Annotated in this window: 25 protein-coding genes; 3 read left to right on the top strand and 22 right to left on the bottom strand. The window is 61.6% G+C overall.

Annotated elements, in window-relative coordinates; translation table 11 throughout:
• The first annotated feature begins 92 nt into the window (after positions 1–92).
• Complete coding sequence (locus PMI31_RS06605) at positions 93–992, top strand: LysR family transcriptional regulator (protein ID WP_008017010.1); 900 nt, start codon at positions 93–95, stop codon at positions 990–992.
• Between the two features lie 29 nt (positions 993–1021).
• On the opposite strand, the gene PMI31_RS06600 is transcribed toward PMI31_RS06605, so the two are convergent.
• On the bottom strand, positions 1022–1456 hold the full coding sequence (locus PMI31_RS06600) for a hypothetical protein (RefSeq protein ID WP_008017008.1): 435 nt from the start codon (positions 1454–1456) through the stop codon (positions 1022–1024).
• A 602-nt stretch (positions 1457–2058) separates the two neighbouring features.
• Between PMI31_RS06600 and PMI31_RS06595 the strand changes: the two genes are divergently transcribed.
• Complete coding sequence (locus tag PMI31_RS06595) at positions 2059–2322, top strand: DUF6124 family protein (RefSeq protein WP_008017007.1); 264 nt, start codon at positions 2059–2061, stop codon at positions 2320–2322.
• A 121-nt stretch (positions 2323–2443) separates the two neighbouring features.
• Here the strand turns inward: PMI31_RS06595 and PMI31_RS06590 are convergent, their stop codons facing one another.
• Genes PMI31_RS06590 through PMI31_RS06495 form a run of 20 tightly spaced genes read right to left on the bottom strand, consistent with a single transcriptional unit; the run spans position 2444 to position 20590 of the window.
• On the bottom strand, positions 2444–3670 hold the full coding sequence (locus PMI31_RS06590; RefSeq protein WP_008017006.1) for a beta-ketoacyl-ACP synthase: 1227 nt from the start codon (positions 3668–3670) through the stop codon (positions 2444–2446).
• Positions 3670–4398 carry a 3-oxoacyl-ACP reductase FabG gene (gene fabG / locus PMI31_RS06585; RefSeq protein ID WP_008017004.1) on the bottom strand — a complete coding sequence of 243 codons (729 nt, stop codon included), beginning with the start codon at positions 4396–4398 and terminating at the stop codon, positions 3670–3672. The genes PMI31_RS06590 and fabG overlap by 1 nt, the downstream gene beginning before the upstream one ends.
• The gene (locus PMI31_RS06580) at positions 4395–4856 is read right to left on the bottom strand and encodes a hotdog family protein (protein WP_008017003.1); all 462 of its coding nucleotides are present in this window, start codon (positions 4854–4856) and stop codon (positions 4395–4397) included. Before PMI31_RS06580 ends, fabG begins: the two co-directional genes overlap by 4 nt.
• A complete protein-coding gene (locus tag PMI31_RS06575; protein WP_008017000.1) occupies positions 4853–6049 on the bottom strand; it encodes a beta-ketoacyl-[acyl-carrier-protein] synthase family protein in 1197 nt (398 codons plus the stop codon). The genes PMI31_RS06580 and PMI31_RS06575 overlap by 4 nt, the downstream gene beginning before the upstream one ends.
• The gene (locus tag PMI31_RS06570; protein WP_008016999.1) at positions 6046–6597 is read right to left on the bottom strand and encodes a hypothetical protein; all 552 of its coding nucleotides are present in this window, start codon (positions 6595–6597) and stop codon (positions 6046–6048) included. The genes PMI31_RS06575 and PMI31_RS06570 overlap by 4 nt, the downstream gene beginning before the upstream one ends.
• Entirely contained in the window at positions 6597–7322 is a 726-nt protein-coding gene (locus PMI31_RS06565; RefSeq protein ID WP_008016998.1) for a class I SAM-dependent methyltransferase, read from the bottom strand. Before PMI31_RS06565 ends, PMI31_RS06570 begins: the two co-directional genes overlap by 1 nt.
• Positions 7319–8566, bottom strand: a complete 1248-nt coding sequence (locus PMI31_RS06560) for an NAD(P)/FAD-dependent oxidoreductase (protein ID WP_008016997.1) — start codon at positions 8564–8566, stop codon at positions 7319–7321. The genes PMI31_RS06565 and PMI31_RS06560 overlap by 4 nt, the downstream gene beginning before the upstream one ends.
• Positions 8553–9710, bottom strand: coding sequence for a hypothetical protein (locus PMI31_RS06555; protein ID WP_008016996.1), 1158 nt, complete (start codon positions 9708–9710; stop codon positions 8553–8555). The genes PMI31_RS06560 and PMI31_RS06555 overlap by 14 nt, the downstream gene beginning before the upstream one ends.
• Positions 9710–12049 carry an MMPL family transporter gene (locus PMI31_RS06550; RefSeq protein WP_008016995.1) on the bottom strand — a complete coding sequence of 780 codons (2340 nt, stop codon included), beginning with the start codon at positions 12047–12049 and terminating at the stop codon, positions 9710–9712. The genes PMI31_RS06555 and PMI31_RS06550 overlap by 1 nt, the downstream gene beginning before the upstream one ends.
• Positions 12033–12737, bottom strand: a complete 705-nt coding sequence (locus PMI31_RS06545; RefSeq protein ID WP_008016994.1) for an outer membrane lipoprotein carrier protein LolA — start codon at positions 12735–12737, stop codon at positions 12033–12035. The genes PMI31_RS06550 and PMI31_RS06545 overlap by 17 nt, the downstream gene beginning before the upstream one ends.
• Positions 12734–13159, bottom strand: a complete 426-nt coding sequence (locus tag PMI31_RS06540) for an acyl-CoA thioesterase (RefSeq protein ID WP_008016993.1) — start codon at positions 13157–13159, stop codon at positions 12734–12736. Before PMI31_RS06540 ends, PMI31_RS06545 begins: the two co-directional genes overlap by 4 nt.
• On the bottom strand, positions 13152–14696 hold the full coding sequence (locus PMI31_RS06535) for an HAL/PAL/TAL family ammonia-lyase (RefSeq protein ID WP_008016992.1): 1545 nt from the start codon (positions 14694–14696) through the stop codon (positions 13152–13154). Before PMI31_RS06535 ends, PMI31_RS06540 begins: the two co-directional genes overlap by 8 nt.
• Positions 14677–15618, bottom strand: coding sequence for an LpxL/LpxP family acyltransferase (locus PMI31_RS06530; protein ID WP_008016991.1), 942 nt, complete (start codon positions 15616–15618; stop codon positions 14677–14679). The genes PMI31_RS06535 and PMI31_RS06530 overlap by 20 nt, the downstream gene beginning before the upstream one ends.
• On the bottom strand, positions 15615–16349 hold the full coding sequence (locus PMI31_RS06525) for a glycosyltransferase family 2 protein (protein ID WP_008016990.1): 735 nt from the start codon (positions 16347–16349) through the stop codon (positions 15615–15617). The genes PMI31_RS06530 and PMI31_RS06525 overlap by 4 nt, the downstream gene beginning before the upstream one ends.
• Entirely contained in the window at positions 16342–18021 is a 1680-nt protein-coding gene (locus PMI31_RS06520; RefSeq protein WP_008016989.1) for an acyl-CoA synthetase family protein, read from the bottom strand. Before PMI31_RS06520 ends, PMI31_RS06525 begins: the two co-directional genes overlap by 8 nt.
• Entirely contained in the window at positions 18018–18563 is a 546-nt protein-coding gene (locus PMI31_RS06515) for a hypothetical protein (protein ID WP_008016987.1), read from the bottom strand. The genes PMI31_RS06520 and PMI31_RS06515 overlap by 4 nt, the downstream gene beginning before the upstream one ends.
• Entirely contained in the window at positions 18560–18814 is a 255-nt protein-coding gene (locus PMI31_RS06510) for an acyl carrier protein (protein WP_008016985.1), read from the bottom strand. The genes PMI31_RS06515 and PMI31_RS06510 overlap by 4 nt, the downstream gene beginning before the upstream one ends.
• 9 nt (positions 18815–18823) lie before the next feature.
• Positions 18824–19099 (bottom strand): phosphopantetheine-binding protein, encoded by a 276-nt coding sequence (locus tag PMI31_RS06505; RefSeq protein ID WP_008016982.1) that lies wholly within the window; start codon positions 19097–19099, stop codon positions 18824–18826.
• A complete protein-coding gene (locus PMI31_RS06500; protein ID WP_008016981.1) occupies positions 19077–19889 on the bottom strand; it encodes a lysophospholipid acyltransferase family protein in 813 nt (270 codons plus the stop codon). Before PMI31_RS06500 ends, PMI31_RS06505 begins: the two co-directional genes overlap by 23 nt.
• A complete protein-coding gene (locus tag PMI31_RS06495; RefSeq protein ID WP_008016980.1) occupies positions 19865–20590 on the bottom strand; it encodes a beta-ketoacyl synthase chain length factor in 726 nt (241 codons plus the stop codon). Before PMI31_RS06495 ends, PMI31_RS06500 begins: the two co-directional genes overlap by 25 nt.
• Positions 20591–20946: 356 nt before the next feature.
• On the opposite strand from PMI31_RS06495, the gene PMI31_RS06490 reads away from it, so the two are divergent.
• Positions 20947–21717 carry a ParA family protein gene (locus PMI31_RS06490; protein WP_008016979.1) on the top strand — a complete coding sequence of 257 codons (771 nt, stop codon included), beginning with the start codon at positions 20947–20949 and terminating at the stop codon, positions 21715–21717.
• 127 nt (positions 21718–21844) lie between these two features.
• Here the strand turns inward: PMI31_RS06490 and trxC are convergent, their stop codons facing one another.
• Positions 21845–22279: a thioredoxin TrxC gene (gene trxC / locus PMI31_RS06485; RefSeq protein WP_008016978.1), complete on the bottom strand. Its 435-nt coding sequence runs from the start codon at positions 22277–22279 to the stop codon at positions 21845–21847.
• Positions 22280–22332: the final 53 nt, after the last annotated feature.

Below are 22332 nucleotides of genomic sequence, written 5' to 3'. Positions count from 1 at the left end.
CAGGCAATGAAAAAAGCATATAGCTGGCTAATGATTCAATCCAATATATTGTTCGACCTGTTTGATAGCTTCTACGACCTAATGAGGTTTTCATGGAATTGCGTCATCTGCGCTACTTCATCGCCGTCGCCGAAGAACTGCACTTCGGCCGCGCCGCACAGGTGCTGGGCATCTCCCAGCCACCGCTGAGCCAGCAAATTCAGGCGCTGGAACAGGAAGTCGGCGCCCGGCTGTTCGAGCGTACCAATCGTCGGGTCGAACTGAGCGAGGCCGGTCGGTTGTTTCTCGAAGAGGCGCGGTTGGTGCTGGCGCAGGTCGACAAAGCGGCGGATGTCGCGCGACGGGCGCAACTGGGTGAGTTGGGTGAACTGAAAATCGGCTTCACCTCGTCGGCACCCTTCAACTCGACGATTCCGCAGGCGATCTTCTCGTTTCGCCAGCGTTTCCCGGCGGTGCACCTGAACCTGCGGGAAATGAGCAGCACCCAGGTGGCCGATGCGCTGGTGGACGAGTCGATTGAAGTCGGGATCATGCGCCCGCTCGGGCTGCCGGACTGCCTCAGCGTGGTCGAGCTGATGCGCGAACCGCTGGTCGCGGTGCTGAGCTCCAAGCACCCGTTGGTAGAGGGCAGCGAGGAGGGCTTGTATCTTTCAGCCCTGGCCCTTGAGCCCTTTGTGTTTTTTCCACGCAGCTACGGCAGCGGCTTGTACGCCCAATTGCTCAGCCTGGCGCGTGACGCCGGCTTCAGCCCGCATTTCGCCCAGGAGGCCGGTGAGGCGATGACCATCATCGGGTTGGTAGCGGCGGGGCTCGGTGTGTCGGTGCTGCCGGCGTCCTATCAGCGGATGCGCATTGATGGCGTGGTCTATCGACCGCTGCTGGATCCGGCGGCGGTGTCGGCGGTGTGGCTAGTTCAGCGCAAGGATCAGAAGTCGCCGATGGCGAGGGCGTTTGTGGAGTTGTTGACGCGCAAGGTTGAGCCCGTGGCGTAAAAACGCTGATGAATGCTCTATCAACCGGATTACCCCCTTTGGGAATCTTGTTTTAGCGGCGAGACGAGCCTTTTGTACAATTTGAATTGTTGGAACAGATAGGTCGAGAGCGTGATGAAGTACAGCGTGGAAAGGGTGAAGTGATTCGGGCTGAACCAGTAATTTGTGCTTTCGATAAGCAGCATGGATGAAATTGTCGTTGCAAGGAGCGCGAATGAAGTTGCAATCAGGCTTGATGGTTTTCCGGACTTCAGTTGCTTGTACAGGGGGTATTGGCTTAGGGATAGCAGTAAAAGCATCGCCAGTAACCCGGTAGTTGCAACCAGTGGAATCGCTATCGAGTCCCGGTCGGTCGGGTAGATACCATCGATGAAATTTGAATAAACCATGTAATAGGTCATCGCACTGGAGGCTACCAATGTCGTGATGTACAACGCCGGATTGCTTGTATTGATCGTCATCATGGTGGCGTGTGTTCCGAGATATCGCAGAGGGTCATGACTCTAACGCGAACCCAAAATTCTGATTGTGGGGCGTTTCCGAAATGACGTACTCCGGTTTCCGAATGTGTCATTTCTTTGCGGGGCATGGTTTGTGGCGATTCATTGCTCGTAGATGTTTCTTTCGCACTGTAGGAGCGAGCCTGCTCGCGATGGACTGAAGAGCGCCGCGTGCATCCAGGAAGCACGCGTCTTCGTTAACGACCATCGCGAGCGAGCTCGCTCCTACAGAAGATCAGAAGCTTTACCACTGTTTGTGGGACATTTCTGAACTGTTCCGGACAGGCTACAGCGCCTTGCGGCGCTGCCTACAACTACTCCAGAATCCGCCGGCTTGTGCGCTTTGAGGGGCATCGCTAACTTGATTCGCGTCACTGATTGTCAGTGGCCGGGTTTAGTAGCCCGCTTTCCATATCTAGCGCATTGGCGCTCCTGATAGGCAGGTATCTCTATACCTGCCCTTGACGGTAGCTGTGCGCAGGGCGCCTTCGGGTGCGCCGGATTGATGTGGACCGGTCTACTAACCTGCGTACAGCTGCCACCCTTCTTTTTCAGGACGCTGAATCATGCCCCATACACCAAAGCCACCGGATACCGATCCGGACCCGCCACATCGGCCCAGCCCAATTTTTCTCATCGCCCCCGACATCGACAACCACACCCTGCTGGAATACGCCTGCGTGTCGCTGGCATCAGCCAATGTCATGGCCAGTGACTTCGCCAGAGACCTGAAGGGCTCGCAGGGCCACACACTGTTGGGGATTCAGCAGTCGATCATGTTGGGGGAAATGGCGGTGAATCGGGTGCTGGATAACCTTGATCCACCGTAAACCTTTGTAGGAGCGAGCCTGCTCGCGATGGACGTCAACGATAACGCGGGCAGCCTGAATGAACGCGTTGCCCGGACGTTTTTCGCGAGCAGGCTCGCTCCTACAGGGGAAATATTTCAGGTTACGGCCAGCGCTTGAAAATCAGTGACGTATTAACCCCGCCAAACGCAAAGTTATTGTTCATCACGTACCGGTTGCTCATCTGCCGAAACTCGCCGCGCAGGTAGTCGAGTTTGCCGCAGTGCGGGTCGACTTCGTCGAGGTTGAAGGTGTGGGCATAGAGGTCGCGGTTCATCATTTCGATGCTGAACCACGATTCCAGCGCACCGCAGGCGCCGAGGGTGTGGCCGAGGAAGCTTTTTTGCGAGCTGATCGACATGTGTTCACCGAACAGGCTGCTGGTGGCCAGGGTCTCGGCGATGTCGCCCTGTTCGGTGGCGGTGCCGTGGCCGTTGACGTAGCCGATATCCGAAGGTTTCAGCCCGGCGTCTTCCAGGGCCAGTTCCATGGCGCGGCGCATGGTGATTTGTTCGGGACGGGTGGTGTGCTGGCCATCGGCATTGCTGCCGAAACCGACGATCTCGGCATGGATACGTGCGCCACGGGCCAGGGCGTGTTCCAGTTCTTCGAGCACCAGCATGCCGCCGCCTTCTCCGATCACCAGGCCGTCGCGCGCAGTGTCGTAAGGGCGCGGGCTGCGCTGTGGGGTGTCGTTCTTCAGGCTGGTGGCGTAGAGCGCGTCGAAGACCATGGCTTCGGTCGGGCACAGTTCTTCGGCGCCGCCAGCGAGCATCAGTGGCAGACGCCCGAACTTGATGGCCTCGTAGGCATAGCCGATGCCCTGACTGCCGCTGGTGCAGGCGCTGGAGGTGGGAATCAGGCGACCGGTGAGGCCGAAGAAGATGCTGATGTTCGCCGCAGTGGTGTGCGGCATCATCCGCACGTAGGAGTTGGCGTTCAGGCCTTCGGCCACCGAGTTGAGCAGCATGTTGCCGAACGCCTTGATCTCGTCGGTGCTGCCGGTCGAGGAACCGCAGGCGACGCCCATGCGCCCGTCCTTGATTGACTCGTCGCCCAACAGGCCGGCGTCGGCCAGCGCCATCTCCGCCGCACCCACGGCAAGCCGTGAGACCCGGCCCATGCTGCGCAGTTGCTTGCGGGTCCAGTGGCTGGGCACCTTGAAGTCATCGATGGGGCCAGCCAGGCGCGTGTTGAGTTCGGTGAAACGATCCCACTCGTCCATCCGGCGGATGCCACTGCGGTTGGCCGCGAAGTTGCCGGCGATGGTGTCCCAATCGCTGCCCAGTGAGGTGATGCCGGCCATGCCGGTGACGACGACGCGCTTCATCAGCACAGGCCTCCGTTGACGGCCAGAACCTGCCGGGTGATGTACGAGGCTTCCGCCGACATCAGGAAATTCACCGCGCCGGCCACCTCTTCAGGGGTGCCCATGCGTTGTGCGGGGATCATTTTCATCAGTTCTTCCAGCGGCACGTTTTCGTCGAGCATGGCGGTGTCGATCAGACCGGGTGCGACACAGTTGACGGTGATTTTGCGCTTGCCCAATTCAATCGCCAATGCCTTGGCCGCGCCGATCAACCCGGCCTTCGAGGCGCTGTAGTTGACCTGGCCACGGTTGCCGATCAGCCCCGACACCGAGGTGATGCAGACAATCCGCCCGGCGGCGCGACGACGAATCATCGGCATCATCACCGGGTGCAGCACGTTGTAGAAGCCGTCGAGGTTGGTGCGCATCACCACATCCCAGTCTTCCTCGCTCAGGGCCGGAAAAGCACCGTCGCGGGTCAGGCCGGCATTGAGCACCACGCCGTAATAGGCGCCGTGGGTTTCCACGTCTGCTTCGAGAGCTTCCTTGCAACGGGCGCGGTCGGCCACGTCGAACTGCAGGATGCGCGCACAACGGCCCAAGGCCTCGACTTCGGCCTTGACGGCTTCGGCGTCGGCCAGGCCGCTGCGGCAATGCAGCACGATGTCGTGCCCGGCTTGGGCCAGACGCAAGGCGATGGCGCGGCCGATGCCACGGCTGGAACCGGTGACCAGTACGGATTCAGTCATGACTGGACTCCTTCGGGTTCATGGAGATATTGAGCGGCATGGGGTGGGCGATATACGTTCAGACGGGCGGTGGCGTGGATCCCGTGGGCGTTGATGTGGCACTCGAACACGCCCATGCCATTATCGTCCTCCAGGGAGCGGATCCCGTGGATGGTCAACTCGGTACCGGCCGGGAAGCTTTCAACGTTGCATTCGAATTTGCGGCTGCCGAGCAGGAAGCCCAATTCCACCGCATCACCGCGCTGACGCGCTTGGCAGCCGGCAAAGGCGGCCACGCTCTGGGCCATCAGCTCAATGCCGACCCAGGCCGGCAGGCTGCCGTCGGGGAGGTTGAACAGGCCATCGGGCTTGACGGTCAGGCGGGTGTGAATCTGCTCTTCATCGAACGCCAGGATCCGATCGATGAGGATCATGTCGCCAGCGTGGGGCAGCAGTTCGGCGAGCGGCCAGTCAATCATGGGGCGTCTCCGATAATCAGGCTGACGTTGTTGCCACCGAAGGCAAAGGAATTGCTCATCAGGTAGCGGGGTGCAATGGACGTCAGGCGAGTGGCCGGGGTCACCCATTGCAGTGGCGGCAGTTCGGGGTCGGGCTGCCCGTCCCAGACGTGCGGTGGCAGGGCATGCTCGCGGTTGTCTGCGCTCAGGCTCAACCAACAGAACGCCGCTTCCAGCGCCCCGGCTGCACCGAGGGTGTGGCCGGTCATGGGTTTGCTCGACGAACAGGGCACGCCGGCCGGGAACAGCGTTGCCACGGCCAGGCTTTCCATGGCGTCGTTGTGTGGGGTGGCAGTGCCGTGCAGGTTCAAATAAGCGATCTGCTCCGGTTGCAGGTTGGCCCGGACCAAGGCTTTGCGCATGGCCTGCAGGGCGCCACGCCCCGTCGGCTCCGGGGCGGAAATGTGATGCGCATCGGAGCTGGCGCCGCTGCCGAGCAAAGCAATCGGCTGGCTGTCGCCTGCACGTTTGGTCATCAAAAACAGCACCGCCGCTTCGCCAATGTTGATGCCATTGCGGTTCACCGAAAACGGATTGCAACGCTGTGCCGAGACCGCTTCCAGCGCCGAAAAACCGTTGAGGGTCAGCTTGCACAAGGTGTCGACACCGCCACACAGCACCGCGTCGCAAATGCCCAGGTCCAACAGGCGCTGGGCGCTCATCAGGGCTCGGGCACTGGAGGTGCAGGCCGTGGAAATGACATAGGCCGGGCCGCTCAATTGCAGCCACTCGGCGAGGAAGTTTGCCGGCGCCCCGAGTTCCTGTTGCTGATAGTCGTACTCGGCAGGGAACTGCTTTTCACGCAGGTAATGCGCCAGGCCTTGGCTGGCTTCGTCGATACCCGAAGTGCTGGTGCCCAGCACAACACCGATGCGATCGCGGCCGTAAGTCTGGATCGCGCTGTCGATGTCCGGGCGGATCTGCAGCGTGGCTTCCAGCAACAACTGATTGTTGCGACTGTGATGGTGCGACATGTCGGCTGGAAGGGTTGCCAGTTCGCCCATGACCGCTGCGACCGGCAGCGTGCGTTGCGGCACCCATCCGGCTTGTTCGCGCATGCCGCCACAGTCGCCGGCAAACAGGTTGCGGGCAACCTCCTGCCTGTCGCGCCCCAGCGCGCAGACCAAGCCGAGGGCATTGAGGTAAGCCGTCATGGCGCTTCACCGCTCAGGGGCGTGACTTGATAGGTCGGACCTTTCGCAAGCTTCAATTCAAAGTTCTGCGGTTGTGCGTAGCGTATGTCCCAGCGCTCGGGCAGGGATCGTTGTCTGCCGTGTTGCCAGGCGGCTGGGTAGTTGGTCGCCAGTTCATCCTTTGGCGTCAGCGCAAACAGCAGCGCCGCAAACAGCTCCCTCGCTTCCGGGTTGGGCGGCAAAAAGCCATCGGACTCCCAGGTTTTGTCGATCAGTTTCTGGCGAGCCTGGGGAATGCCCAGCAGGTCCATCATCGACCAGCGAATACCCGGCTCCTCGCGCTGGATCACCAGCACCCAGTCCTGGCGCTTGTCGTCCTGCAAGCGCTGGATGTGCAGTTGCAGCGGCAACGGCAGATCCGGATTGTGTTTGGGCAGCGGCGCCCGGCCGGCGCAGGCGCTCAAAAGCAGGGCTACGGCAAGTAACAGAAATCGCATAACACCGGTTACCCCTGTGGGAGCGAGCTCGCTCCCACAGGTTTGGTGTTTCAAGCGGTTGGCAATGAACATCACACAGTTCCTTCAAAAGGCTTGCGCGCCACCACATTCACCAGGGTTTCTTCCCGTTGGCCAAAGGGTTTTGGCTTGCACACACCCAAGTGTTCCAGCAGACCGAAATCCTTGGCGCGACTCCACCACAGATACGGATAAGACACGTTTTGCGCGGTAAATTCGAAACCCTGCCGACGAATCATTTGCAGATACTGCGCAGCGCTTTTCTGCACGTGCATGGGGTGGCGGAACAACCAGCGGATCACCCAGGTATCAATGTAAGCCTCGGTGGATTCGGCGAACAGCAGATAACCGCCGGGCTTGAGCACGCGGTAGAACTCGGCCAGCGCCAGTTCCTGCTCCACCAGATGATGGAAGGTCTGGTGACAGAACAGCAGGTCGATACTGGCGTCCGGCAACTTGAGGCTGGCGCAGTCGCTGCCGATCAACTCCACGTCCATGCCCTGGCGGGCCGCTTCCTCGGCGCTCTGGGTCAGGCTCTGCGGGTCGGCGTCGATGCCGATCAGGCGCGAGGGCGCAAAGGCCTGGCGCAGCAGCGGGAATGACTTGCCCTGGCCACAACCGGCATCCAGCAGCACCGGGTTGACAGGTAGCGCTTCGCTGAACAGGTTGCACAAGTCGTTGATGGCCGCCCGCAGCACATAGTGTTGCCAGATCCGGCTGCGCAGGAACCACAAGCCGAAACGGGTTTCTTCGACGTAAGTGTCGCTCAAGTCGTTCATGCCCCATCCCTTGCGCAGAATTCCGATATCACCTTCAACCGGCGCCGGGCCTCGCTGACGAACGGGTTGCGTGGGTCCCAGGCATATCCGGCAAGAATGGAGCTGATCATTCCGCGGATTTCCGGCGAACTGCTCTCATGGAAAATTACATCCTGAAAGGTCCCGGCGTACCAGCCTTCGACATAGCAACGGAAGGTGTCGACGCCGCGTTTGAGCGGTTCGGCGAACTCGGTCTGCCAGTCGACGGCTTCGCCTTGCAGCTGGCGGTGCAATACTCCGGCGGCCATGCTCGCCGAACGCATGGCGATTGTCACACCGGAGGAAAACACCGGGTCGAGGAATTCCGCGGCATTGCCCAGCAGCGCGAAGCCCGGGCCGTGCAGGGTTTTGACGTTGGCCGAGTAACCGCCGATGGTTCGGGCCGCGGTGTCCCACTGTGCGTTTTGCAACACGCCGGCCAGGCTTGGCGTTTCGGCGATAAAGCCCCGCAGGCACTCGTCCAGATTGTCGCTGCGGCCGGCGAAACGTTGCTCGGCGGCGACCACGCCGACCGAGCAGCGCCCGTTGCTGAACGGGATGGTCCAGAACCACACGTCGCGTTGGGTCGGATGAGTGGTCACGAGGATCTTGCTGCGGTCGAAGGCCGGGTGGTCGATACGGTCTTCAACGTGCGTGAACACGGCCTGACGCACCGGGAAGTTCGACGGCGCCTCAAGGTCGAGCAAGCGCGGCAGCACGCGGCCGTAACCACTCGCATCGAGCAGAAAGTCAGCCTCGATGCGGTACTCGCTGCCGTCTTCACGGCGCACGCCGAGCTGCGGTTTTTCCGGATCAATGTCGACACTGACGATGCTTTCGCCATAGCGGATCTCCACGCCTTGCAGCGTGGCCTGATCAGCCAGCAGCTTGTCGAAATCGGCGCGCTGGACCTGAAATGTCGTCGATTTGCCGTGGCTGAACGTCTCGCTGAAATCGAATGCGCTGTAACGTTCGCCCCAGGCAAACGCGGCACCGGTTTTCAGCTGGAAGCCGGCTGCGTTGACGGCGTCGAGCATGCCCGCTTCTTCGACGAAGTCCAGGCAATGGGCCAACAGGCTTTCACCGATGGAAAACCGTGGAAAATGCTGACGCTCGATCACCAGTACATCGTGTCCCTTGCGCTTGAGCAACGCGGCGGCGATGGCACCGGAAGGACCGGCGCCAATGACCACGACCTGGCGAATTTCCATTTCAACGGTTGGCATGGGGGCTCCTTGCCGGAACTGCGGTTTTCAGGGGGATTCGGTGCATGCCGGTCAGGGCCGGCAGCAGCGTGGCGATCAGGCCCATCAGCATCAGTGCAAAGTACAGCGGCGGGCTGATGAGTTGCTGTTGCAGCAGCAGGTTGAGAAAAACGATCTCGCTCAAGCCGCGGATGTTCAGCAGCACACTTTCCCGCCAGCGGCTGGCGCCCTTGAACGAGGCCCCGGCCCAGCCGAGGCCAAGCCAGTTGCCCAGCAGTTTGCTCAGCATCGGCAACAGCAGCAGGGCCGCCAATTGCATCCAGCCGAGGCTGTCCATCGCGCTGTGCACGTTGATCTGCACGATGCCGAACGTGAGGATCAACGGGATGGCGATGTACGTCTGCAAACGGCTCATCCAGATGGCAGGCAACGGCAGCACCAGCGGCGCCCTCAGTGCGGCCATGATCAACACATAACCGATGCCGAAAATCAGCGCATTGAGCTTGTAGTGTTCAGCAACCACCAGCAGGGCGAAAAAGCCCAGGCTGTAAAGCCACGTCTGGCGCAGGCCCAGCAGCCGCAGCAGTACCGGCAGGCACGCGCCGGCCAGTGGCAGCAGCAGGCTGCTCAGGTGCAGGCTGCCCTGGGCGATGCCGAACAGGGTCCAGCAGGCGAGGTCGATGAGGATCGCGGTTTGCACCAGGCGCCGGGTGGCAGCGGGTGGGTAATCGATGTGCCGCAGGTACAGGTACAACACCGGAATCGCGGTGATGGCGAACAGCAGGCCGACGGCCAGCGAGCTGATCCACGGTTGCGGCGGCAACAACCAGACAGCCGTGGCCAGGCCGCAGGCAAACGGAATGCAAAAGCTGGGCAGGGCGATTTTCAGGCTTTGGCGATCCAGTTGCAGGTCGATCACATCGCTGAGGATGTAGCCCAGCAACAGGGCAAAGCTCAGGCTGTAGACGTTCTTCAGCCAGCCCGGCGACACCAGCTGCGCACCGCTCAATTGCCAGTGGGGCTCGATCCAGAAATACATCAGCAGCGGCAAGCCGAGGGTCGCCAGCAGCAACTGGCTGACGATGGGAATCAATCCGAAATGCCGGCCGACACGGGTCGCCACCGCGAACAACGCCAGCGCCATTGCCCAGAACAGAGCGACCATCACGTTGCACGCTCCACGGCCGCGGGCTCATGCACCTGTCGACCGGCCCATGGCGCGAGCAGGAAGCTGAAGATCAGGCCCAGGCTCACCGACAGTCCGAAGTTGCTCACCGCCGGGGTGCTCGACACTGCCAGCAGGCCGAACGACAGCCAGGTGGTCAACGCCGCGAGCAGGGCGCCCAGCAGGCTCACGGCCGCGCCGCCGACCTGCTCGCGCATCAGGATCGCGTAATCGACGCTGATCGCCGTCACCAGCAGCAGGCCGAACAGACTGAACAGGGTCAACGGCTGCCCCAGCCAGCCGAGGCTGGCCAAGCTGCACAACGCCGCCAGCAGCGGCAGGGACACGATACGCAGCGCACCGCCGAGGCCGAAGGGCAGGATCAGCACCAACACGATCAACACGCAGGAGGCGAGTTTCAGTTCTGCGGCACTGATTTGGGTGGCCGCGAAGACGTCGTTCAATTCACCCAGTCGATCCACCAGGGTCACGCCGGGCAGATCCTCACCCTGGAGCCGCAACAGGGCCGGATTGTTGATACCTTGCAGACTGACCATCGCCGCCACGCCGTCATCGGTCGGCCCCAGCCACAGGGGCCGGTAGGGCTCTGCCAACGGGCCGCTGAGCGCAGCGTCGATGTCCACGGTCGGCAATGCCTGTAACTTCGTCAGCTCGGCTTGCAGCGCCTCACCCGGTATGCCGATGTCGAGCAACGGTTGCCAGAACGACGGCAGTTTGTTCAACGCTTCGCGCACCTGTTGCTGTTCGTTCGGCGGGCTGACCAGTTGATTGAGCGACAGATAACCCTGGAGCTTTTCCAGGCCAATCAATTGATCCAGTCGTTCGCGTAGCGCGTTCTGGCGTTCGAGCAGTTGCTGCTGATTGGCGGCGCGTATCAGGAAGAACTGGCTGGTGGGTTGATAGCCGGTGATCCGTGCAATGGTCCGGGCTTCGTCGGTCAATTGTTGAGGTGCGCCGATCCACTGGCGGATGTCGTTCTTGCTGCTCAGCTGTAACAGGCCGCCCACGCAAAAGGCGATCAGCAGCGCCAGCAGGACCGGTGTTTTCGCCTGTCTGAGCAGCGCTTCACGACAGCCCAGCAAAAGCTCGCAAACGCGTAATGGCCACTGTGCCGGGCGCAGCTCTACGCCTTTGAGCAAGGCCGGCAGCAGGCACACGGCGGACAAATAGGCGCCGAGCAAACCGGCGGCAGAGAACACGGCGATCTGGGTCAGCGCCGGGAAGGGTGTCCAGGCCAGGGCCAGGTAACCGATACCGCTGGTGATCAGGCTCAGGGTCAACCCGGGCAGGGTCAGGCGCAGGGCAGGCCAGCTGTGCCAGGGTTTCAGGCTCCAGCTCTTGGACAGATAGTGCAGCGGGTAATCGACCGCCACACCGATCAGGCTCGAACCCAGCACCAGCGTCATCACGTGCATATGGCCGAACGACGCCACGCAGGCCACCGCACCGAAGAGCATGCCCACCAGCACCGGCACGAATGCCAGCAAGACACGCCAACGCCGGAAGGCCAGCAGCAGCAACAACAGAATCCCGAGGGTGGCACCGCCACCGACCCAGGTCATCTCCCGGCTGGCCTGGTGTTGCCCGTTGGCTGCGTACAGCAAGCCGCTGGCGGCGAGTAGTTGCACGTCGTGCCGTGCGGCTTCTTCGCGGCTGTGCTCGAGCAAGTCGGCCACTTGCAGCGGCAGGTTCATGTCGAAGGCGTTGCCGGTGGTGCGCGCGCGCAGCAGCACCCAGCTCTTGCCATCGGCATCGGCAATCAAGGCGCCGCTGCCGATGTCCAGTTGCACCGAACCGCGTTGCGGCTGGCTGTTCTGGATGCGCCCGGTCAGGCCCAGCCAGTCATCCTGGCTCGGCACCAGGCTGTAACCGTTGAACGGGTCGAACAATGCCTGCACCCGTTGCTGGACAAAGAGCTCGGGGTGATCGACCAGCAGTTGTCGGTCCGCCGCCGAGAGCATCGCCAGGCGACCTTGCAGCAATTGCGTGCGCAATGCCGGCAAGTCGGCTTGCAGGGTCCACTGGACCTTTTCGAACAATCCGCTGGCCTGCCATTGCTCGCCGAGGGTTTGCGCCATGGCGATGGCCTGCTGGCGATCGGTATGACCGACCAGCACCAGCATTTCGCGATTCAGTGGTTCTTGCATGCGTTGTTCGGCACGCAGTTCCAGGGCATCGGGCGCCGTGCCGGGTACCAGTTCCATCAGATTGGCCGACAGCGGCGCGCCGTCACGCCATTGCCAACCGGCGAGCGCGAGCACTGCCAGCAGCAGGATCAGAAACAGCCGTGGCAGGAACCGTTCACTGGGCAAAGTCATGTTGCTCCGCGTCGCTCAACGGTTGGGTGGCGGTGCTGTCCTGCATGCGCAATAACGTGCTATCGCCCTGGGTTTCGAGCAGTTCGATGCTGTGTACCAGTTCTGCGCCAGCAATGTTGATCCGGTTGAACACCTGCTTGAGCAGCATCGAGCGTGGCACCAGCGTGAGCTTCCAGTTCTGTGCGTCGCCGCTCAGGGACAGCTCGAAATCCCGTTGCAGGCCGCTGCTGTCGCCTTGCAGCACGGCCAGGAACAAGCGGTTCTGCTCGGCACCGGCGCTTTTGCCCGGCAGCATTTGCCAAACAATACCGTCACGCCGGGCAATGCCTTTGGCGTTGATGCGATAGTCCTGTTGCAGTGGCGTTTTCAGCAGCCACAACAAGCCGTGGTTTTTTGCCAGGACGAACGTGCCCTTGCTGACCAGCGGCTGGGGCAGGGCGCGCAGGTGTTTTTCCTGGGTGAAATTTCCGTGGATGACTTCGGGCCTGGCCAGTTGATCGCTGAGTTGTTGCAGATCGAAGGCGTTGGCCAGCCCTGGAATGCCCAGTAACACGCAGAACACTGTAGGAGCGAGCTTGCTCGCGAAAAACCTGAGAGCAGCGCGGGGTGCCAGATGCCCAGCGTCATCGTTAACGACCATCGCGAGCAAGCTCGCTCCTACAGGGAAGCGGGAGGGGCGGAAAATCATGGCAGGGCCCTTTCGACAGCGTCGGTGAAGACCTTCGGCGAGGCCAGTTGCATCTCGCGGCTGGCGAGGTCGACGGCGACCTGTATCGACATGGCCCGGGTCAAACGTTCGCCGCTTTGCAGATCGCTGATCAGGTAGTTGATCTTCAAACGGTTCTCCCACTCCACCAGGTTGGCGCGCACGTTGAGTTTCTGGCCGAACACCGCGCCGCGCACGTAGCGCAATTGCAGGTCGATCACCGGCCACGCATAACCTGACTCGTTCATCGCGGTGTAGTTGTGGCCGATCCTGTCCAGCAGCGCACAGCGGGCGACTTCCAGGTATTTGACGTAATGGCCGTGCCAGACCACGTGCATGCTGTCGACGTCAAAGAACGGTACGACGATTTCCGTGTCGGTGTGCAGGAATCCCTTGCTACGCATGCAGCCTCCAGTGTTGTTCGGCGATGCGCTGCAGGCACAGGCGCAATTCGCCTTCCAGCGCGCGGTCCTCGATGACCGGCGGGAAATCCCTGGCCAGCGCTTCGTGCATGGCGGCCAAGGCGGGTGGCAGTGGTCGTGCATCTTCGGCCTGGCCGCGCAGCCAGACGCCCTGATTGGCCGCCAGCAACGTGGCGGCTGCCACCTGTTCGGTGAGCTCCAGCACGCGGATCGCATCCCGGGCGGCGATGGTGCCCATACTCACTTTGTCCTGGTTGTGGCATTCGGTGGAGCGCGAAAAGACGCTGGCCGGCATGGTGTTCTTCAGTGCTTCGGCAGTCCAGGCGCTGGTACCGATCTGCACTGCCTTGAAGCCATGGTTGAGCATGGCGCGGTCGGCCGTGGCGCCGGACAGGTTGCTCGGCAAGCCATGGTTATAGCGCTCATCCACCAGCAGCGCGAGTTGCCGATCCAGCAGGTCGGCGACGTTGGCCACGAGGTTTTTCAGGCTGTCCATGGCGAAGGCGATGTGCCCGCCGTAGAAGTGCCCGCCGTGCAGCACGCGCTCGGCTTCGGCGTCGATGATCGGATTGTCGTTGGCACTGTTGAGCTCGATCTCGATGAACGAGCGCAGCCAGTTCAGGCTGTCGGCCAGCACGCCCAGCACATGGGGCGCGCAGCGCAGGGAATAACGGTCTTGCAGGCGATGCAAGGGTGCGGTCGGCGCATCGATGGCCAGATCCTTGCGCAACCACGCGGCGACCTGCATCTGCCCCGGATGTGGCTTGGCGGCGAACAGGCGCTCGTCGAAGTGCTCCGGGTTACCTTGCAGGGCAACGACATTGAGCGCGGTGATGCGCGTGGCCAGCTGCAGCAGGTAATCGGCGCGGGCGTAAGCCAGGCACGCCAGACCGGTCATCACGGCGGTGCCGTTCATCAATGCCAGGGCTTCTTTCGGACGCAGCACCAGTGGCTGCCAGCCGAGCTCACGGTGCACATCGGCAGCTTGCCGGCGTTCGCCGCGGAACATCACTTCGCGTTCGCCGGACAGCGTGGCGGCAACGTACGAAAGCGGCGTCAGATCACCGCTGGCGCCCACCGAACCTTCCTCCGGGATCAGCGGCAGGATGTCGTGTTCAAGGAACGCCTGCAGGCGCTCCAGCAGCTCCACGCGCACCCCGGAAACACCGTGGCACAACGACTGCAAACGCGCGGCCAATACCGCACGGGTGGCCTGGGCGTCTAGCAGTTTGCCCAGCCCGCAGCCGTGGAAGGTAAACAGATGACGGGGCAGCGCCTCGACGTGATGCAGCGGTACCGCGACCACGCAGGAGTCGCCATAACCGGTGGTCACGCCGTAGATCACGCCTTCCTTGTCCAGCAGAGAGTCCAGAAAGCGCGCGCCCTTGGCGATGCGTTCGCGGTATGCAGGATCGCTTTGCAACTGTGTCGGCACCTTGCGGTTGGCCAGTGCCAGCACATCTTCAATGCGCAAGGGGCGTTCGCCGAAGGTTACCGGCTCAAGCGTTGGCGTCGTCATCGGTCTTCCAGAAAGGGTAAAAGTTGAACCATTGTCGGGGCGCTTCGAGGCAATAGTGACTCAGGCGCTCGGCATAGCGGGAGGCCCACTGATGAATGACCTGCTCGCGGTCGCTGCGCTTCCAGGCGATTGCGTCAGCGAACGGTTCAATGGTCAGTCGATAGTCGCCGTCGGGCTTTTTCAGGCACAGCAGCAGGTTGATCGGGCATTTCAGCAGGCCGGCCAGCAACCACGGGCCCTGGGGGAACCTGGCCGGATGACCGAGGAAGTCCACGGTCACGCTGCGCCCGCCATGCAGCGGCACGCGGTCACCGGCAATCGCCAGCCACTCGCCACGTTCCAGGCGTTCACTCAGTTGCAGCATGATCCCCGGGTCCAGTTCGCTGACCTGAATCAGGCGCAAATTGGTTGCCCCGGCTTCACCCAGCAAACGGTTGAACTGTTCGGCGTGCTTGGTGTGTACCAGCACGTTCATCGTGACTTTCTCGCCGAGCTCCGCCAGTGCGCGGCAGACTTCCAGATTGCCCAGGTGCGCGCCCACCAGCATCTGCCCGCGGGCACCGCGCAACTGGTCGCGCAGCAGTGCCGGGTCGACGATTTCGATGTGTTCGATGCTCAGCCTGCCGTTCCAGACGTCGAGTTTGTCGAGCATGGAGTCGGCGAAAGCCATGAACTGGCCGAACACGCGCCAGTGGTTCGGTCGCAACTCGCTGCGACCGCTCCAGTCGGCCAGGCGTTGCTGGTATTGCCAGGCACTTTGGCGTGCGCTGCGGCCGAACAGGAAAAAGTACAGAACGATGCCGTACAGCAGCGGGCTCAACAGGCGCCGGCCCAGCACCTTGGCGCCGAATGCGGTGAGCTTCATCAGCCAGAAACTGCCGCGCTCCTCGCGATCGGCCCAGTGCTGCTTGTCTGCACTCATGCCCGCCACCGTCGCCAGAGGATCACCGGCGCACGCAGCAACATGCCGAAGAACAGCCGCGTATGCATGCTGGAAATCAGCACGTTGTCGTGGAACATACGAAAATGTGAAACGCCGTCCAGCGGGTAATGGACTTTGGTTTGCAGCCATTGCATCGGCTGATTGCGCCAGGCCAGGCGCACCAGGATGTCCGAGTCGAAGTCCATGCGCTTGCCGATTTTCGCTGACTCGATCAACGCCAGAACCGGTGGCAACGGGTAAACCCGGAATCCACACATGGAGTCGCGAATCTGCAACGACAGGGTGTTGATCCAGACCATGACGTGAGTCAGGTAGCGCGCATACAAACGGCCTTTCGGCACGCTGGCGTCATATTGCGGATAACCGCAAATCACCGCCTGCGGGTGGCGGCGTGATTGTTCGATGAAGCGTTTGACGTCTTGCAAATCGTGCTGGCCATCGGCATCCACCTGCAGGGCATGGCTGAAACCCAGGCGCGACGCTTCGCGCAAGCCGGTCATGACCGCGCCGCCCTTGCCCTGGTTTTCGGCGAGTCGGATCAGGTAAACCATTTCACGTTGGGCCAGGCGATCCAGCACCCGGGCGCAGCGCGGGCTGCTGGCATCGTCCACCAGAATGCACGGCAGGTTGCTGGCGATCAGGGCATCGACCACCGTGGTGATGGCGCTTTCGTGGTTGTACACGGGGACGACGGCGCAGGGGCTATGCATGTGCCGCCTCCAGCAAGATCCGCCCGCTGGAACACGTAGCGGTTTCGTTGCGGTAGGCGAAATACAATTTGCCGCGCGCCGGGTCGAAGCGCAGGTGCAGCTGGATTTCATCTCCAGGGCGCACCAGTTGCTGGAACTTCAGGACCTCCATGCCGGCGAATTTTTTCGGCAGGTTCATCAATTGCTGGCCCAGGCTCATCGCCCACTCCACCTGCACCACGCCAGGCAATACCGGCGCCGTGGGGAAATGACCGCTGAAATAGGCCAGGTCCGGTGGCACGGCCAGTTGCAGGCTCCACTCGCCATTGCTTTCGACTTGCTCCAGCACCTCCGGGGCTTTGGGGCGCGGCGCCAACAGCAGGGCGTCGACGTCGGCCTGGGGCAGTTTGCCCTGGGCGTTCAGCGGCAGTTGTCGCAGCAGGCGCCAGCGTCTTGGCAGGGCCAGGGCTTCGCAGTGTTGGCTCAGGTGTTGGCGCAATGGCTCGGTGAGGCTGCGTCGGCCCTGATTGCGCAGCACATGCAATCCGGCCTCGCTCAGCACCAGCAACGTCCCCAGGGAAGCACGGTTTTCCTGAACGACGCCGAGCCGCGCTTCGACGACCCATTCATGGGCCATCAGCGCCTGTTCCAGCATCGGCAGCGAGATGCGTTTTTCTTCCAGTTTGACGATCCGGTCCAGTCGCCCGAGCAACTCGAAGCGACCATCGGCGGCGATGCGCGCTGAATCGGCAGTCTGTTCGACATGGCCGTCAGGCAAGTAGGGTGAAGCGATCAACAGCGCACCATCGCTGTCTTGAGTCAGCGAGACATCGGCAAAGGGCTGCCAGAGTTCAGCGCCCTGACGCCAGGCGATGCCACCGGTTTCCGAACTGCCGAAAATTTCCGTTGGCCATTGCCCCAGGCGCTCATGCAGGCTCTTTGCAGCCTCGACCGGTAATGCGCCGCCGGAGGAAAACACCCGGCGCACGGCGCTCAAGGCTGGCCAGTCGAGGTTGTCGCCCATGCGCTTGAGCAGCGCCGGGCTGGCCACCCAGGCGAAGGCCGGGTACTCGCGGCTGGCGCGTTGCAGGTCTTCCGGAAAGGCCAATTGCCGACGTACGAACGGGCGCCCGGCGCACAGCGGCCACAGCACCCGGAACAACAAACCGTAGATGTGCTGGGTGGCGACGCTGCCAATGATGCACGCCGCGCCCAGGCCAGAGCCCCACAGCTGTTCCAGGGCTTCGACTTCATTGGCCAGTTGGCGCAGGTGTTTTTCGATGCGCTTGGGTTCGCCACTGGAGCCTGATGTGCACAGGCTGAGTTGGCAGTGATCGAGGTCCAGCACCGCCGCACTCAGCGGCGGATGACGAAAGTCGCTCAGGTGTGCATCGTCGGGCTGATCGCTCAGCCACAGGTCAACTTCACCTGACCAGCGTTGGCGGGTCTGCGGTTGCAGGTCAGACGGCAGCAGCACGCTGACCCCGGCACGCCAGGCGCCAAGCAATGCGATCGCCAGGTCGGCCGCATCCTCAAGGTGTACGGCCATCTGCCGTACGCCCCGGTCTTGCAGGCCGGCAGCCAGGCGCAGTGCCTGTTCGCACAGTCGGGCGTGATCCAGCGCCGGAGCGGTCGTTACGGCGCGCTCCGGCTGGGCCTTGAGCAGCAGGTGCTCAAGTTTTATCCAATTCATGGGTGGCCTCGTACCCTTATTCGTATCAGCCATTCAATGGCAAACATCAGGCCTATCAATCCGTAGGAAATCAGGCCGGTGTACAACGTCCACCAGCTCAGCGGCGCCCAGAGGGTCAGGGCGGCGGCACACAAACCGTTGCAAAGAAAAAAAACGCTCCAGGCGATGGTCACCTGACGGGTATAGCGAATGCCCTCGGCCGGCAATTGTGGCTCGCGTACCCGGGCCAGGCGTTCAACGATCGGTGGGCCGAATGTCAGGCTCGAGCCGAACAGCCCCAGCATGAAAGCGCTGATCAGCACCGGATACCAGCGCAACAGCACCGGGCTGTCGAACAGTGCCAGCAACAGGCAGAACACAATGGCCACCGTCGCCATCCACAGGCTGCCAGGCCGTCGTTTGCCGGTCAGCGCCCGGGCCAGCCACAATCCACCCAGCAGCAGGCCGAACTGCCAGGGGGCGAAATGCTCCATGCCGAAATACACCGCAAAGGGATACAAGAGGCCTGCCAGCAGCAGGCCGAGGCCAATCAGTCGACTCATGCGGCCGGTTGAACCAGACGGTAGACCGCCTCGACCACATCACTGACGGTACGCACCGATTTGAATTCTTCGGCGGCGATTTTCTTGCCGGTCTGACGTTTGATGTGATCAATCAGGTCGACCGCGTCGATGCTGTCGATTTCCAGGTCCTGATACAGGTTGGAATCCAGGCTCACACGCTGGGGGTCCAGCTCGAACAGCTCGACCAAGGCATCGCGCAGGGTGTTGAAAATGTCGTCACGAGTTTGCATGGTCCGGTCTCAAGCTGCCTGTTTTGCGGTGACGAACGCCGCAAGGCTCGCCACGTTACTAAAGTGATTACGTGTGTCTTTGGCATCGGCGTCGATCTTGATGCCGTACTTTTTCTGGATGGCCAGGCCCAGTTCCAGGGCGTCCACCGAGTCTAGCCCCAGGCCTTCGCCGAACAGCGTCTGTTCGTTGCCGATGTCTTCGGCGCTGATGTCTTCGAGCCCCAGGGCTTCGATGATCAGCTCTTTGATTTCCAGCAGCAGGCTATGGGTGTTCAGATCGCTCATCTTCGGCGAGCTCCTTGATGAAGTAAGAATGCAAATAATCGTTGAGCTTGCGCGAGGCTTGTGGAGGCGGCCCCTGCTTGGCGAAAGTCTGTGGGTCTATATCGGCCCCGACCCGGAAACTGAAGTGCACGCGCCGTTTTGGGATGCGATACCAGGGCTCGGCCTTGGTCAATGTGGTCGGGTTGACCTTGATAATGACCGGGGTGAGGATTTTCGCACCACGCACGGCAATTGCCGCGCCGCCCCGATGAAAGGCCGGTGCCTGGCCGGGGCGGGTGCGCGTTCCTTCGGGGAAAATGATCAGGGTCTGGCCGTCTTTCAGCGCGTCGGCAGCCGCGTCGAGCATGTCCATGCTGCCGTCGTTGCTGATGTATTCGGTGCAGCGCAGCGGTCCGCGGGTGAAAGGGTTTTCCCAGAGGCTTTGCTTGACCACGCAGTTGGCGTGACGCACCAGGCCGATCAGAAACACCACGTCGATCAGCGATGGGTGATTGGCAACGATCATTTGCCCGGGACGACCCAGTTTTTCCGCGCCTTCAATGTTGTAGGTCAGCACCCCGGCACGGGCCATGAAACGCACAAAAATCCAGAAACAGCGGCTGACGGTTTGCCGGGCCCGCAGCCGATGGGTCCGGGCGTCGCCCGGCAGGCAGTTCAGCAACGGGAAAATCACCAGGCGCAGGCACAGCCCGCCCAACCCGAACAGGGCAAAGCTCGCGGCGGTGGCCAGCAAGCGCCAGTAATAGGCGTCGCGGTTTTTCTCGGTCACGGGTTGCGTTGCCAGGTCCATACACGATTTTTCCAGGCATGTTGGCAGGTGGTTTGCTGGCCGAGCAGCATACGCAACAGATTCAGTGCGTGTGGCCAGCGGGGGTTGGACAACGCATCCGGGGGGCTGTTCAAGGACAACTGCCAGTCGGTACCCGGTGTGATCAGCAGGCCGACGGCATAAGGGAACGGCACGTCGTCGATCCAGGTTGAGTAAGCCTCGGGCGGCTGCTCTTCGGTGACCACCAGCAGTACCGCGCGAGCGCCTTCTGCCAGCATCGCGGCAGCTTCCAGCATGCCGTGTTCCAGACCATCGCCTGCGGCAGCCAAGGCCGTCATTTCGCTGGTTTCACCACGCATGATCGACCACAAGCCAATAATCGCGTTATGCACAGACAAGCTGAACTGGGTCGGCGACAGCGGCTGGTCGGCGGCCAGATCACTGAGTATGTCGACGGTGCGGGGCGTTTCGCCGTGACGGGAAACAAAGACCAATGGCAGGTCCTGGCGGCCTTCGGCCAATGGCCAGCCGACACTGAAGGCCATCCGCGCCAGGCGGCTGAGCCGACGACGCTGCATGGCCGGCAGAAAGGAAACGTCAGGAACGGCATCGCTGTGCGGCAGCACGACCGGTTGTCGGCTCCAGGCCTGCCAGTCGTTCACGCTATCAAGCCCCGGGGCCCAGGCGCGCCATTGGGCGATGTTGAAGTTGATCACAGACATTCATCCCACCCTCACGGGCTTACTTGACGCGGGGGAGTGGCCAAGAGCCGAGACTCACCCTGCGTGGCGTTTGGCGCCGAGTGGCGCGCATTATCCCGGTGCCGGGAACCTGTAGCAAATGCTGGTTACATTTTGCTCAGCAAGATGGAGCGGCGGGCTCGCAAAAATTGAACGATTGGTAATTATTCACAAAATCATTGCTCCGTCTGTCGGTTCCTGCGTCGAGCTATCGGACCGTTCAGGGCTTTTCAAGCAGGAGAAGGCAACTGACTGTGTAGTCCCTTTACCGAGAAGGTAGCGAAGCAACGTGGCGGACCACTACACTCGGTCATTCTTTGATACACGGAGGTTTTGACATGCGGCGCGTGGTGTTCAATCAGAAAGGTGGCGTTGGCAAATCCAGCATTGCCTGCAATCTGGCGGCGGTCAGTGCCAGCGAGGGTTTTCGCACCCTGCTGGTGGACCTCGATGCCCAGGCCAACTCCACTCAGTACCTGACGGGGCTTACCGGTAACGACATCCCGATGGGCATCGCCGATTTCTTCAAGCAAACGCTGTCTTCCGGGCCCTTCTCGAAGAAGAATCAGGTCGACATCTACGAAACCCCGTTCGATAACCTCCACGTCATTACCGCTACCGCCGAACTGGCGGACCTGCAGCCAAAGCTTGAAGCCAAGCACAAGATCAACAAACTGCGTAAGTTGCTTGAAGAACTGAGCGAAGACTACGACCGGATTTACCTCGATACCCCGCCGGCGCTGAATTTCTATGCGGTTTCTGCATTGATTGCCGCCGATCGTGTGTTGATTCCCTTCGATTGCGATAGTTTCTCGCGCCAGGCACTGTACGGCCTGATGGCGGAAATCGAAGAGTTGAAGGATGACCACAACGAAGGCCTGGAAGTCGAAGGCATCGTCGTCAACCAGTTCCAGGCCCGCGCCAGCCTGCCCCAGCAAATTCTCGACGAACTGATCGCCGAAGGCCTGCCGGTGTTGCCGGTGTACCTGGCCAGCTCGGTGCGCATGCGCGAATCCCACCAGGCCAATACACCGCTGATCCATCTCGACCCGCGGCACAAGCTGACTCAGCAGTTTGTCGAGTTGCACAACCTGCTGGAAAACGCCTGATTCTGGCTGACTGCATAGAACTCTGTAGGAGCGAGCTTGCTCGCGATGAGGGAGTCACATTCAACATCTCTGTTGACTGATACACCGCAATCGCGAGCAAGCTCGCTCCTACAGGGTATGTGGTGTTTCAGATCCCCTGGCTACGCAACCAGCTCATCAGTTGCTGTAACGGGAAGGCCCCGCTCTGCCGGGCGATTTCCCGGCCGTTTTTGAACAGGATCAGGCTCGGAATCGAGCGAATCCCCAACTGCGCCGATAACTGCTGGTTCGCCTCGCTGTCCAGTTTGGCCAGTCGACACTTGCCCTCCAGTTGCCCGGCCGCCTGCTCGAACACCGGTGCAAACGACTTGCACGGTCCGCACCAGTCCGCCCATACGTCCACCAGCAGCGGCAGATCACCCTTGATCTGGCTGGCGTAGTCGCCTTGCTTCAATTCAAACGGTTTGTTCAGCAGGACTTCGGCCTTGCAGCGTCCGCATCTGGGGTGATCGTTGAGACGCTCGGCGGGAATGCGGTTGAGGCCGTTGCAGTGGGGGCAGGGGATGAGGAGTGGGTCGGTCATGACAAGTCGTCCAGTCGAAAGCGAATGATCCCTATCTGGAGTCGTATCTCCAG

This window comes from Pseudomonas sp. GM55 (genome assembly GCF_000282395.1).
GTDB classification, from domain to species: Bacteria; Pseudomonadota; Gammaproteobacteria; order Pseudomonadales; family Pseudomonadaceae; genus Aquipseudomonas; species Aquipseudomonas fluorescens_CC.
Note: the sequence above shows the minus strand (reverse complement) of the source record. Positions and strands in the feature narration are given on the sequence as shown.